Consider the following 11,909-nt stretch of genomic DNA (forward strand, 5'->3'; position numbering starts at 1 on the left):
CCCGAGCGATCCCCCGATGAAGTTCCCGGCTCGATGAACGCCTTTGCCATGAAGCCCGTCGCCGTCGAGACCCGGATGCCGGTCCTCGTGATCGACGATCATCCGATCGTGCTCCAGGGCTGCCGCCGGGTGCTGGAGGATGCCGGCATCGAGACGGTGGCCGAGGCGACCACCGTGGTCGACGGCTACCGGGCGTTCCACCGCCTGCGCCCGCCGATCGTGATCTGCGACCTGACGTTCCAGGGCAGCGGCCTGGCCGGCCTCGGCCTGATCCGCCGCATGTGCGCGGTCGAGCCCAAGACCCGCATCCTCGTGTTCAGCATGCACAACGATCCGGTGATCGTGGCACGCGCGCTCGAGGCCGGCGCGCTCGGCTACGTGCTCAAGGACCACGCCTCGGCCGAGCTGTTCGAGGCCTTCGAGAAGGTCCGGGCGGGGCAGGTCTACCTCGACCGGCGCCTCGCCACCGAGGTCGCGATGCTGCGCACCGACGCCCGCCGCACCCCCGAATCCCAGCTGACGCCGCGCGAGCAGCAGATCCTCGCGCGCCTCGCGCAGGGCAAATCCTACGGCGCGATCGCGACCGACCTGTCGGTGAGCTACAAGACCGTGACCAACGCCTGCTCGCAGATGCGGCAGAAGCTCGGCGTGCGGACGCTGGCCGAGCTGATCCACGTCGCCGTCACCGAAGCCCAGCGTCAGGGCTGACCGATCCGGCGGCGGTCGCGCCGCGCGACACGACGAGAGGCCGAACCATGGGCGATGCGGAAACCGGCACGTTCTCGCAAGCCGCGTGGGCGCGCAACGCCGCGCTCTACGAGACCATCCGTACGATGCCGTTCAACGCCGAGCTTGCGGCCGGCACGCTCGGCCGGTCGCGCTTCACGCATTACATCGTCCAGGACGCTCATTACCTCATCGGCTTCGGCCGCGCCCTGAGTCTCGCCGCCGCCAAGGCGCCGGAGCCCGACGGCATCGTCCTGTTCGCCAAGGCGGCGGAAGAGGCGATCGTCGTCGAGCGCGCGCTCCACGGCGGCTTCTTCCGCGACTACGGCATCAGCACGGAGGCCTTCGCGGCGACGCCGCTGACGCCGGCCTGCGATCACTACGTCGCGTATCTCATGGCGACGGCCTACGCCGAGCCGTTCGAGGTGCTGCTCGGGGCGCTGCTGCCGTGCTTCTGGATCTACGCCGAGGTCGGGCGGGACATCCTGGCGCGCGAGAGCGCCGGCAATCCCTATCGCGCCTGGATCGACACCTATTCCGGAACGGACTTCCAGGACGCCGTCGCCCGGATGATCGCGGCGACGGACGAAGCCGCCCGCGGGGCATCGTCCACCGTTCGCGAGCGCATGCACAAGGCCTTCACCCACGCGACTAGGCTCGAATGGATGTTCTGGGACAGCGCCTACCGCGAAGCCGCCTGGCCGGTGTGACGGCAGGTCTCGTGCGGCCGATCCAGCGCTCTAAGCACCGACATCGGTAAGGACCGTTTCGACCCGACCTGCGTGCGTCGCGCCTCCTCGAAGGGAGAGGGGGACACACCACCGATTCGAAAGGGGCAGAACGATCGGATTGGAGCGGGCGACGGGAATCGAACCCGTATATTCAGCTTGGGAAGCTGATGAGCTGAAATCCATGAAGCTTGTGAAGAAGCCAATCCGCTCTGCACACTGGCTTTTTTGATGCACCCGCCTCATACTCTTCTCACACTGCAGTGTGAGCCGGATTGTGAGACGCTCCATGGCGACGCCCCTCCTCATCGACACCATCGCGAAGCGGGCAAAGCTCGCCGACGCGAAGAACCCCTACTGGCACGGTGTGGCCGGTGGACGTGGCGGCGTGTCCCTTGGGTACCGGAAGCCGAAACGCGGACCGGGCGCTTGGGTCGTAAAGATCGTCCTCGACGGTCACAGGATTGAGGAGCGCCTGGCGCCTGCCGATGATGCTGATTCGGCTGCCGGCGCCCTGTCCTATCCGAACGCCGTGAAGGCGGCGCTGGAATGGGCGAAGGTCCAGCATCGGATCATCGAAAGCCGTGGGGACATCGACGCCGACGGGGCCGGCGAACGGCCGACCGTCGCCTCGGCGATGGCGGCCTACGCGATCGTGCACGCGCAAAAGACCGGCAAGCCGGTCAGCTACATGGCCGGCACATTCAAGAACCGCGTGCTCTCCGATCCGGTGTTCGCCGGCACGGCCCTGGACAAGCTCACGGCCGCCAAGATCCAAAAATGGCGGCAGGGTTTCCCGGCCGACACAACGCCACGAACCGTGAACTGGACGCTCACGCAGGTCCGTGCTGCCCTGAATCATGCAGCGAACACGCACCGGCTGACGATGCCGGCAGGGCTGCTTCTGGAAATCAAGGAAGGCACGAAGGCGCTGCCGGAGCCCGACAACGCGCGCCGACAGATCTTCCCCGAAGCGGATATCCGTAGGCTGGTCGACAGCGCATTCGCGGTCGACGAGACCGGTGACTTCGGGGTGCTCGCCATGCTGCTGGCCGCCACGGGGGCGCGCTTCAGTCAGGTGGCCCGGATCACCGTCGGCGACGTCCAGTCCGCGCGCCGGCGGATCATGGTGCTACCGGCGAAAAAGGGCCGGGTCCCGAAGCCGCAGATACCAATCGCGGTGCCCGTGGGCGACGATGTGATCGAACGCCTGAAGCCTCTGCTGGCAGGCCGACGCGGCGACGCTCCCCTCCTCCTTCGGTGGCACCACGAGAAAACGGGCGGTGCTTCGACCTGGAAGCCGGTCGATCGCCGGCCCTGGCTCACGTCATCGAACGCCCGGGACGAATGGGAGGCGACTTGGCAACACGCCGGGATGCCCGATGACACGGTCATGATGTGCTTCCGGCACAGCTCGATCGTGCGCTGCCTGAATGCCGGCCTCCCCGTCCGCCTCGTGGCCGCGCTCCACGACACGAGCATCAGCATGATCGAGAAGCACTACTCGGCGTTCATCGTGGACGCGACGGAGGAGCTCATTCGCCGCTCGCTCACTCCGCTGGCGCCTTCGGCTCCGGCTCGCCTTTCCGTCGTGGCGACATCGGCATGAACGGCGACGACAAGCCCGAAGCTCCATTCTTCCGCGTCAGGGCCGGGCGGAACGGCAGCCGCGAATATTTCGCGCCGGACTGGAAGCCGGGAGACCCTCCGTCCTACGTGATCCTACGAGAACAACCGCGCGATCGACGCGTGGCCGCCAAGGCGAACGGGCGGCCGCGGGCGCTATCGGACAACGAGGCACTGCAGGTCATCGTCGCAGCTCACAAGGTCGAACTGCGAGCTCCTTTCGTCGACGAAGAGACCGCTCACGTGAACGTGAGCGGGTTGGCGCAAGAAATAGCCATGCGGATCTTCGGGAAGGCCTCGCCGATCGAGCGAAACGAGCATGTTCGGCAGCTCATCCGACGGTTGGGACTCGCAAAATGAGTTGTCGGCGTCCGATTCGGAGCTACCTCAGGTTTGACGGAAGTTCTACCAGACCCGTTGATAGACTTCATGGTCTTCGTGCTTAGTGTGCCTGTTCATCAGCGACATTTCGTTGGGGACAAATCATGCCGAGCGGATCACAGCAGCCGCGCCCGAGCACCTCGGGCGCGAACGGGAGAGGTACGCCGCCGACGGCAGCGAAAGCTTCGTCGGGCAATCGGTCTTTCGACCAAATACCTTGGCAGCAGCGGGATCGCCTTCCAGTAAAGCTGGCGGCGGCTGTGAGCAGCCTGTCGGTCGGCAGCCTCTACAAGGCCGCGCATGAGGGGCGTCTGACCTTCAGCCGCAGCGAAGGCCGGGTGCTCGTGCTGACGACGAGCCTGATCGCGCTCATGGCTGAAGCCGAGCCCTGGACCCCGCAATCGAACCGCGGCGCGGCAGCTCGGGCGAAGCGCGCCGAGGTTGCCCGCACCGTGTTCCGGTGAGGGCCGGACCATGCAGAACCTCGTACCGTTCATCGCGCGCGCCGCGCAGGGTGACGACTTCGCGATCCAGTGGGTCGCGACCCCGAACTTCGCCGCCGGCAACGCGCAGTTCCTCGATCCTGACCCGCGCTGCCTGATACAGGTCCGCCCGCTGACGCAATCGGATCTCGGCGACAACGGTGCCGGGCGGAAGGCCAACGCTCTCTTGTGGATCAGGGGAGAACGCGGCGGCAGCGACCTAGCCTATTACGTCCGGGTCCCGCCGCACCTGCGGAAGAACAACCGGGCCGGCGTGATGTGCGGGATCAAGTGCATCCGCCGCTTCGACCCCGAGCTCGCGCGTGACGCACTCGCCGTGGCCGCCCGCACCCGCTGGCCGAAGCCGGAGGCGCAGTCGTGGAAACTTTGACCGAGCTGCAGAACCTCGACGGCAAGCTGATGGTGAAGCGGATCGCCCGCGACGCCGTCACTGGCGAACTCGTGACATTTCCCTTTGAGCGCGGCGCGAAGTTTTTCCGGGCGGTCTCGCATCCGGTCGGCTCGATCCGAGACATCGCAACAGCTCTGAACCACATCGCCTCGTCGCCGACTTCCTGCGTGATCCGGGGTGAACCAGCGCGCCCCGGGCAGGACCGCGTGCAACGGCGATGCAAAACCGGCGACGAATTCTTCGAGAAGCCTCGACGGTGGGTGCTGTACGATATCGACGGCGTAGAGATGCCTCCTGGAATGGACTGGCGTGTCGAACCGGAGGCGGCCGTGCGTTACGCCGTCGGTCTCATGCCGAAAGCATTCCAGGGCGTGACATGCTGGTGGGCGTTCTCCGCCGGCCAAGGGTTCAAGCCGAACCTGCACCTGCGGCTAGCGTTCTGGCTCGACGTCGCGGTGTCGGGCGCCGACCTGACGGTGTGGCTCGCCGAGAAGATCCCAGATGCGGGGCCGCGCAAGAGCTGGCGTCGGGTCTCCCCCGGCGATCCGGCCGTCTACCGCACCGTGCAGGCGATCTACATCGGGCGGCCGGTGTTCGAGGACGGCATCGTCGATCCTGTTCCGCGCCGCTCCGGGCTGCTGCAGGACCGTCGAGATGTCGTCTCCGTGCCCCTGCCGATCGTCCCACGGCTCTCCGGCGCTGTGGCCCGCTCGCGGGCGGCGAAAGGCGCTAGGGTGGAAGTGCCGATCCGCGAACCCGTGACAGATCCCTATAAGGTCGAGGGCAGCGGCTTCGCATTCCACGTCGCGTGCATCGGCGACGGCTCTGGCGGCGACGGCTTCCACGGGCCGATGACGGCGGCGGTCGCCGCCTGGATCGGACAGCATGGGCCGGAAGCAGACGCTGCGCCGATGATCGCGGCCATCGCGGCGGCGGCGCGGGCCGCGCATCGGGACCCGGACCGCCACTCCTCGGGCTACGTCGAGGACAAGATTTCCGGCCTCCCCGCGCTCGTCGAATGGGTGCGGGCCGAGGAACGGAAGAAGGCCGCGCTGTTGCCCGCATTTGGACCGGTCTGCGACGCCGGCCGCGCCCCGCCGACGATGTCGGTCGACGAGGCGTCGTCGGTCCTGACGGCGGCCGTCGACGGCGCGTTCGCCGCGATGCTCGCGGTGATCGCCGACCAGCGCGCAAGCGCCGCCTCGATGACGACGGACGATCACCGGGACGCTCGCGACGCGCAGCGGTTCTTCGAGGGGCCCGCGATGCCCCGTATCGCCATCGGCGCCGGCATTGGCCTCGGCAAGACCGAGGCGGCCGTGCGCGCCATCGTCCGCGCAGTCGACGCCGATCGGACGCTGGTGGTGGCCTACGCCGCGCCGAACCACACCACGGCCGGCGACATCGCCACGCGCGTCAACGGGACTGCGGGCCGCCGAATTGCTGCTGTCTGGCGCGGTACGGGCCAGGCCGACCCGGCGCGACCGCAGCGGCAGGTCTGCCCGATGCACAAGCTCGTCGCCGAGGTTCGCAGCATCGGCGGCAAGGTCGGGGACGTCTGTGGGACCGCGGATTCCGGCTGGTGCGACTACAACCCAGGGCGACCGGACCAGACCGTCGACAACGCTTGCGCCTACCGGCAGCAGTTCGATCCGACCATTCAAGTCTGGATCGTGCCGCACGCCATGCTGACCAGCGCTGCACCGAAACCATTCCTGACCGCCGCGCGCGCTCGGCTCGGTGGCCCGTTCGACATGCTCATCCTGGACGAGGCGCCGTGGCTCTCGTTCTTCGGCGGCTGCGGGCCGCGGCCGGTGCAGGTGCTCGTCGAGGATCTCGTGCGGCTGGCGTCATGGCCCGGTGGCGGAGACTGGCGCGCCGAGTACCTCGCGATAGGACGGCGTCTCGCGGACGCCCTGGACGGTCAGGACGGCTATCTGAAGCGCCACAGGCTCATCGAGGCCGGCTTGTCGGCGACCATGGCGGACCACGCGGCCGGGTTGAGCTGGCGGCTTGTGCGCAAGCTGCCGATCCGTCGCGACCTGCCTCCCGAGGCCGCCAGCTTCGCGCTGCACGAGCATGGCGAAGGCAACGGCGCTGCGGCCCTCCTGCGCCGGTTCTGGACCATCCTGGCGGCCTTCCTGCGATCCGGCGCCACGGTTGCGCCGCAGACGCTACAGGTTGGGCTCGATGCGGACGGACGATCGGTCGTTCGGTTGCGCTGGAAGGAGGAGATGCACCGGGATTGGACGCGGGGCCCGATCCTCTATCTCGACGCGACGCTCGTGCCGGAGGTGGCGGCGTGCTGGCTTTCGGGGCTGCGCGTCGAGGCTGTTGTGCAGGCCGCTGAGACGGACGTGTACCGCGTCGCCCTCCTTGATCGTCAGAATGGCAAGACCAGTCTCGTGGCCGCGAAGACGGAGGCAGAGGAGAAGCGGCAAGCGCGGACGGTCGCGAAGATCGTCCACCTCATCGAGAAGCTGGCGTTCCGGTATCGGGGCCGGGGTCGGGCCGCCGCGGACGGACGTCCGGGCCCGGACGTCGCTGTCGTCGGTTACGATGCCTTCGAACGCCGCGTCCGCCCCTTGCTACCCGCGAACGTCGCGGTCGGTCACTTCAACAACCTGCGCGGCTTCGATGGCTGGCGCGGGGTCCGCGCGATCGTCGTCGTCGGTAGGCCCGAACCATCTCCCCGCGATGTCGAACAGTACGCCTCAATCGCGTCCGGCGAACTCGTCGCGCCCTGTCCCGGCAAGTGGTACCCGGCGGTGCCGGCGTCTCATCTCATGCGCGACGGGACGGGCCGGAGCATCCGGGGATCTGCGCACCCACATCCGCTCGTCGAAGCATTCCGACGTCAGGTGCAGACCGAACTCCCGCAGGTGGAGGGCCGCGCTCGGCCGGTGCGACGTGGCCCGCGCGATCCCCTCGCCTCCTACGTCCTCACGAGCACGCCGACGGATCTCCCGCTAGACGAGGTCACAACGGAAGGCGACCTGCTCGGGAGTACGGGGATGCTGGCGCTTCTCGCTGCCCGCGGGATCGTGCCCGACACGGCGGCCGACGCCGCGCAGGTACTCTCCGATCTGTTCGATGGCAGCGCCGGCGCCGCGGATGCCTTCCGGCAACGCCTGCTGCGAGAGGGGCGCACCGACGGGCTGGCGGCCCTATTCGATGCGGGTGAAGGCGCCCGAAATGATGCCGGCGGCGAAGTCGTGACGTTTCCCTATCAATCTCTATTAGGGATCTGTCACGACTTCGCGGCGAAGCCCGGATCTCAATCTCGGCCCGATGCCCTGCCGGACGCGATTCTCGGTTTCCGGTGCTTCCGATACAGGCCGCGCGACCGCCGCACCGGGGGGTCGGTCCTCATCGACACGGGCCTGCACTCCGATCCAGAAGCCGCGCTTCAGGCCGTCGTCGGGCCGCTGGCGAGTTTCGTCCCGGCTCCCGCGCCCTCGTGGCTCGCCGCCATCCAGGCCCCGTACGTTCAAGCGGGCCGAACGCCGATCCCAGCAGCTGCCGACGTCGCGATCTCGCTGCCGCGCGCGCCGTCGCCGTTCCAGATCCTGCTGGCGACGAGATCGCACGCGGCGAGCTCGATGCTGCCTCTCGCGGGGGAGATCTACACCGTCGGCGCGAAGCGGCTGTCGGTGCACATCTACCCGCAGCCGGACGGCAACGACTTGAAGCTCTACCGCCGGCCGGGTGCTGCTTGGCCGCCTGTGCGGCACGCTCAGAAGCAGATCGTCGTCGAACGCCAGAAGCGGCCCGCCGCGGCGGAACCGACGGTCACGGCCAACGAGATTGCCGCCGCTCTCGATCTGCGGCTGGTGTCCTTGGCCAACCGTCCCGGGTTCGCTCGTCTCGAACGTGCCCTGGGTCGAGAGAAGGCGCTGATCTACAAAATGGTCGAGAAGGTCGGCTTCGAGGCGGTGCAGGCCGCAAGTGTCCGCTGCCTCGAAAAGGCCGCCCGCAACTAAGCCGATTGTTGAATGTATAGCCTGTGCTATAATGTTGCGGAGACAAGTTGTCTGGGAATAGCGCGATGCCGTTGAAATCGGGGGCGTTCACACGCCAGGAGCGAGCGTTCGTGGAGCACATGGTGCACGTCAACGATCCAACGGCGGCGGCCCGCAGCGCCGGGTACGCGCAACCTGCGTCCCGTGGCGGCGAGCTGATGCGCCGACAAGATGTCGTCGCTAGGGTCCAGGCCGCGGTTGCGCACCGGCTGAAGACGGAGGGGGCAGAGATCGGCGTCGGCACGCTCATCGAGATCGCCAAGGACGTGCGGCATCCGGCGGCGAGCCGGGTGATGGCGGCGAAGGCTCTGGTGCAACTCTCCGGCGTCGGGTCCGGCGAGAACGAAGACGACAGACCCTTATCGTCCCTCTCCCGGTCCGAGCTGACCGCGCGGGCGAACCAGGCGCGGGAGATCCTCGCCGAGCTCGACGCCCCTGTGATCGAGCACGATCCGCCTGCGGGTAGCGTTTTCGACTAGGCAGCCGCGTACTGCATCGCCGGCCTAGTGAGGATGTCGTTCACGCGGTTGTGGCTCATGTTGAAGCCGCGCGCCTTCATGGCCTCGGCGATGGCCCTGAGCGACTTGCCGGCGGCTCGCAGGGCGCTCATCTCGCGGATCGCGGCTTGCTCGGTCTCGATGGCAGTGAGGCTGCCGTCTGGCGCGACGGCGAAGCCGAAGGGAATGGTCCCGCCCAAGTACCGGCCGCGCCCCTTCTGATCCTCCTTCACGACGGCAATGCGCTCGCGGATGCGATCGCGCTCGGCCTCGGCGACCGCGCTGAGGATGGTGAAGACCAGCTTCGAGATCCCGTTCCCCGTGACGTCGCCGCCGAGGTCGATCATGTGCAGGCTGATGCTGCGAGCCTTGAGCTGCGCAAGCACGTCCAGGGCGTTCAGCGACGACCGGAACATGCGATCGAGCTTCGCGGTGATGACGGTGTCGCCGGGCTTCAGAACCGACAGCAGAGCGGCGCCTTCCGGGCGGTCGCCGAGTGGCTTCGAGCCCGAGACCCCCCGCTCGACGAACATGGCGTCGAGCTTGAGGCCAATCATCATCGCGTAGCCCTCGATCTGGCGCTGCTGCACGTCGAGGCTCTCGCCCTCCGATGCCTGGCGACCGGTCGAAACCCGTGCGTACCCGTAGACCGCCATCGCCGACCCCGTGTTAGCCTGTTAGCCTGCGATTGATAAGACGCTTGGTTTGTAGGGTTGTCAACCCGCAGTAGCAGGCTGACAAAAAGGCGGAGGATCGGGGTCTCTTGGCTGCCGGATCACTCGTCCTCGTCGGTCGCCAATCGGCTGGTCGGGTCGGGATGCGTGCGCGGAGTGATGGTGACGACCGTGGGGTCAAGCTCGTCGGAAAGCCGGATCGCCTCGGCACGAGCGAGCGAGAGCATCCCCGTCAAACGGTCGCCCAGGCCGGCCGGAATGTCGTCGGACGTCAGGATCGTCTCGATGGCTGCGCCGAGGACATTGCTGATCGCGTAGAGGCGCACGTCGGGAAGCATGTAGATGTCGAGCATGGGGGTATCTTTCTTTCGATGGATAACACCCAAAGTATCCAAAGTTTAAAAGTGTCTGTCATCTTCTCAAACCATCTAACTATTCGTCTGATGTTCGTCTGACGATAGGCTTTGTAAGTATCTGCAATTGCTTGCACTGCCCGTGGTAAGTCCGTCTGATGCCTGCCGGCCGGCATCAGACACGCCCAACCACCGGCCGGAGGGTGGGTGCACCCCCGGGGTATGCCCCCAACAGATTTGCGGCAGCCGGTCCGGCCCGGCGCAGAAAAATCCTGGCGCCGAAACGAATTGGACACCCTGTCCGCTCGCGCGCCTATAGGGGAACGTCACAACTTCGAAAATGCAGAAAATGCAATACTTTCAACGACTTGCCGTGATACGCTGTGGCAACTGGAATGCTTTTCGGGAAGGCTTATGGCCCCCAACAGGTTCGCCCTCCTCGCCGCCGGCGACGACTTCACGATCACTCAGTCGTGGATCGTAGGCGCCGCCGCGCGCGAGACGCGCGATGGGCTCGTCGGCGATCTCGACATGGCGCTGCACACGCTCGCGACGCGCTTCCCCCGGTGCACCCTGACCGCCGACCAAGTGCGGCGGCTCCGGGCCCATCTCGGCGCGGTGTTAGCGCGGGCACTGCGACTGCTACCGCCGGCGATTGACAACCACGACCTCGTGACCGGCTTCCGAGCTGCGGCCGATCTCGTCGGCATGTGGTCCTACCCCTTGGAATGCCGCGCCACGTCGCTCCTGACCGCCGAGGCCATGGCGGCGGTGCGGGCCTTCCAGGAGAAGCTAAGCGCCATGCGCCGGCGGTCCGCGGCGGCACAACTCCCTCAGGGGCCGTCACGCCCGCCGACGTTGCGGATGCACCCGGCGAAGGACTGCAAGGTCATTCCTTTTCCCAAGCCGTACTTGGAGCCTGCACGATGACGGTCGAACCGGTCGCCGCGGCCGTGATCCTCGGGCATCTCCGCGAAGGGGCCTCCGCGCTCGATGATGAAGGCATCGTCACCGGCCTTGCGCTGGCGTTCTCTGCCGTGGTGCGCAGCCACGAGCAGGGGCAGCTGTCGGGACCGATGCGGCAGCGGCTCATCGAGGCGCTGTTCCGCGCCGAGGACGCCGCGCGGGCCGTCCTGCCGGCCTGGTTCTACGACCAGCGGGTGCGCCACGGTTGCCTTTCCGTCTTCGGTCTCATCAGCGCATGGGCCGAACCGCCTGGGTCGACGGAACGGCGGATCGCTGTGCCGCTCGGCACGGTTCAGATCGCCCGCATCGTATCGAACGACCTGAACTCCCTGTGCGAGAGCCTCGACCTGCAGCGTCTCGATCCTACGGCACCTGTGACATCTCCGGTTCTCGCGGCTCCCGCCGCGACGATGCACTGAGGGGCCGCACCATGGCAAAAAAGGGCGCCTCCAACCGGAATGCCAACATCGCGACCCGCGACGAGGCCGTGCGACAGCAAGCCGTCCGAGACGGTACGCAGCAGATCAACAACACCTTCGGGCAATTCGACGATGCCTTCTTCGACAAGCAGCGGCAAAGCTACCTGAACTTCGCTCTGCCGCAGCTCGACGATCAGTACGGCAAGGCGCAGCGCGACCTGACCTTCTCGCTCGCCCGCGACGGCAACCTGAACAGCTCGGCGCAGGCGTATCAGAACGGCCAGCTGCAGAAGGCCTACGACACCAATCGGACGACGATCGCCGATCAGGGCCAGAGCTACGCCAATCAGGCACGTAGCAGCGTCGAGGACGCCCGCTCCGGCCTCATCACGACGCTGAACGCGACGGGCGACGCCACCGGCGCAGCGAACTCTGCCCTCGCCCGCTCGTCGGCGCTGGCGCAGTCGCCGGCCTACAGCGCCATTGGCGACGCCTTCGGAGCGATCACCGGCGGGCTGGCGACGCAGGCACAGTTGGACCGCGCGCAGGCCATCGCCTCCGGACGCACGCTGAATGGCGCGGGCCTATTCAGCACGGCCGGCGCCGTGCGGAACACCGGTTGA

13 protein-coding genes are annotated in these 11,909 nt (G+C 67.3%); 11 read left to right on the forward strand and 2 right to left on the reverse strand.

All coding sequences use genetic code 11. The annotated features are described in order from the left end of the window. Positions 1 to 33: 33 nt before the first annotated feature. The 8 genes from ACFZ8E_RS18995 to ACFZ8E_RS19030 all read left to right on the forward strand — a co-directional run bounded on the left by ACFZ8E_RS18995 (position 34) and on the right by ACFZ8E_RS19030 (position 8,856). Positions 34 to 708, forward strand: a complete 675-nt coding sequence (locus ACFZ8E_RS18995) for a response regulator transcription factor (RefSeq protein ID WP_147726003.1) — start codon at positions 34 to 36, stop codon at positions 706 to 708. Between the two features lie 47 nt (positions 709 to 755). Beyond that, a complete protein-coding gene (locus ACFZ8E_RS19000) occupies positions 756 to 1,436 on the forward strand; it encodes a TenA family protein (protein WP_405043493.1) in 681 nt (226 codons plus the stop codon). Between the two features lie 307 nt (positions 1,437 to 1,743). Beyond that, entirely contained in the window at positions 1,744 to 3,063 is a 1,320-nt protein-coding gene (locus ACFZ8E_RS19005) for a tyrosine-type recombinase/integrase (protein ID WP_405043494.1), read from the forward strand. Further along, the gene (locus ACFZ8E_RS19010) at positions 3,060 to 3,440 is read left to right on the forward strand and encodes a hypothetical protein (RefSeq protein WP_405043495.1); all 381 of its coding nucleotides are present in this window, start codon (positions 3,060 to 3,062) and stop codon (positions 3,438 to 3,440) included. Before ACFZ8E_RS19005 ends, ACFZ8E_RS19010 begins: the two co-directional genes overlap by 4 nt. A 281-nt stretch (positions 3,441 to 3,721) precedes the next feature. Next, complete coding sequence (locus ACFZ8E_RS19015) at positions 3,722 to 3,925, forward strand: hypothetical protein (RefSeq protein WP_405043496.1); 204 nt, start codon at positions 3,722 to 3,724, stop codon at positions 3,923 to 3,925. Between the two features lie 10 nt (positions 3,926 to 3,935). Further along, positions 3,936 to 4,334, forward strand: a complete 399-nt coding sequence (locus ACFZ8E_RS19020) for a hypothetical protein (protein ID WP_405043497.1) — start codon at positions 3,936 to 3,938, stop codon at positions 4,332 to 4,334. Next, the gene (locus ACFZ8E_RS19025; RefSeq protein WP_405043498.1) at positions 4,322 to 8,338 is read left to right on the forward strand and encodes a hypothetical protein; all 4,017 of its coding nucleotides are present in this window, start codon (positions 4,322 to 4,324) and stop codon (positions 8,336 to 8,338) included. Before ACFZ8E_RS19020 ends, ACFZ8E_RS19025 begins: the two co-directional genes overlap by 13 nt. Positions 8,339 to 8,403: 65 nt before the next feature. Then, a complete protein-coding gene (locus tag ACFZ8E_RS19030) occupies positions 8,404 to 8,856 on the forward strand; it encodes a hypothetical protein (protein WP_405043499.1) in 453 nt (150 codons plus the stop codon). Here the strand turns inward: ACFZ8E_RS19030 and ACFZ8E_RS19035 are convergent. Both ACFZ8E_RS19035 and ACFZ8E_RS19040 read right to left on the reverse strand, forming a co-directional pair. Beyond that, on the reverse strand, positions 8,853 to 9,530 hold the full coding sequence (locus ACFZ8E_RS19035; protein WP_405043500.1) for a recombinase family protein: 678 nt from the start codon (positions 9,528 to 9,530) through the stop codon (positions 8,853 to 8,855). The two genes, ACFZ8E_RS19030 and ACFZ8E_RS19035, sit on opposite strands and share 4 nt — an antisense overlap. A gap of 119 nt (positions 9,531 to 9,649) precedes the next feature. Continuing rightward, the gene (locus ACFZ8E_RS19040; RefSeq protein ID WP_405043501.1) at positions 9,650 to 9,901 is read right to left on the reverse strand and encodes a hypothetical protein; all 252 of its coding nucleotides are present in this window, start codon (positions 9,899 to 9,901) and stop codon (positions 9,650 to 9,652) included. A gap of 414 nt (positions 9,902 to 10,315) precedes the next feature. On the opposite strand from ACFZ8E_RS19040, the gene ACFZ8E_RS19045 reads away from it, so the two are divergent. From ACFZ8E_RS19045 to ACFZ8E_RS19055, 3 genes are read left to right on the forward strand one after another with little or no spacing between them, the layout of a single operon-like run. Further along, on the forward strand, positions 10,316 to 10,831 hold the full coding sequence (locus ACFZ8E_RS19045; protein ID WP_405043502.1) for a hypothetical protein: 516 nt from the start codon (positions 10,316 to 10,318) through the stop codon (positions 10,829 to 10,831). Further along, positions 10,828 to 11,286, forward strand: a complete 459-nt coding sequence (locus ACFZ8E_RS19050) for a hypothetical protein (RefSeq protein ID WP_405043503.1) — start codon at positions 10,828 to 10,830, stop codon at positions 11,284 to 11,286. The genes ACFZ8E_RS19045 and ACFZ8E_RS19050 overlap by 4 nt, the downstream gene beginning before the upstream one ends. An 11-nt stretch (positions 11,287 to 11,297) precedes the next feature. Continuing rightward, positions 11,298 to 11,909 (forward strand): hypothetical protein, encoded by a 612-nt coding sequence (locus ACFZ8E_RS19055; RefSeq protein WP_405043504.1) that lies wholly within the window; start codon positions 11,298 to 11,300, stop codon positions 11,907 to 11,909.

Origin of the sequence: Methylobacterium sp. HMF5984 (genome assembly GCF_045033435.1) — a bacterium.
GTDB lineage: Bacteria > Pseudomonadota > Alphaproteobacteria > Rhizobiales > Beijerinckiaceae > Methylobacterium.

Coding starts and splice junctions, on each gene's coding strand:
- ACFZ8E_RS19005 (WP_405043494.1), top strand. CDS start 1,744: ATGGCGACGCCCCTCCTCATCGACACCATCGCGAAGCGGGCAAAGCTC.
- ACFZ8E_RS19020 (WP_405043497.1), top strand. CDS start 3,936: ATGCAGAACCTCGTACCGTTCATCGCGCGCGCCGCGCAGGGTGACGAC.
- ACFZ8E_RS19010 (WP_405043495.1), top strand. CDS start 3,060: ATGAACGGCGACGACAAGCCCGAAGCTCCATTCTTCCGCGTCAGGGCC.
- ACFZ8E_RS19030 (WP_405043499.1), top strand. CDS start 8,404: ATGCCGTTGAAATCGGGGGCGTTCACACGCCAGGAGCGAGCGTTCGTG.
- ACFZ8E_RS19055 (WP_405043504.1), top strand. CDS start 11,298: ATGGCAAAAAAGGGCGCCTCCAACCGGAATGCCAACATCGCGACCCGC.
- ACFZ8E_RS19050 (WP_405043503.1), top strand. CDS start 10,828: ATGACGGTCGAACCGGTCGCCGCGGCCGTGATCCTCGGGCATCTCCGC.
- ACFZ8E_RS18995 (WP_147726003.1), top strand. CDS start 34: ATGAACGCCTTTGCCATGAAGCCCGTCGCCGTCGAGACCCGGATGCCG.
- ACFZ8E_RS19035 (WP_405043500.1), bottom strand. CDS start 9,530: ATGGCGGTCTACGGGTACGCACGGGTTTCGACCGGTCGCCAGGCATCG.
- ACFZ8E_RS19045 (WP_405043502.1), top strand. CDS start 10,316: ATGGCCCCCAACAGGTTCGCCCTCCTCGCCGCCGGCGACGACTTCACG.
- ACFZ8E_RS19000 (WP_405043493.1), top strand. CDS start 756: ATGGGCGATGCGGAAACCGGCACGTTCTCGCAAGCCGCGTGGGCGCGC.
- ACFZ8E_RS19040 (WP_405043501.1), bottom strand. CDS start 9,901: ATGCTCGACATCTACATGCTTCCCGACGTGCGCCTCTACGCGATCAGC.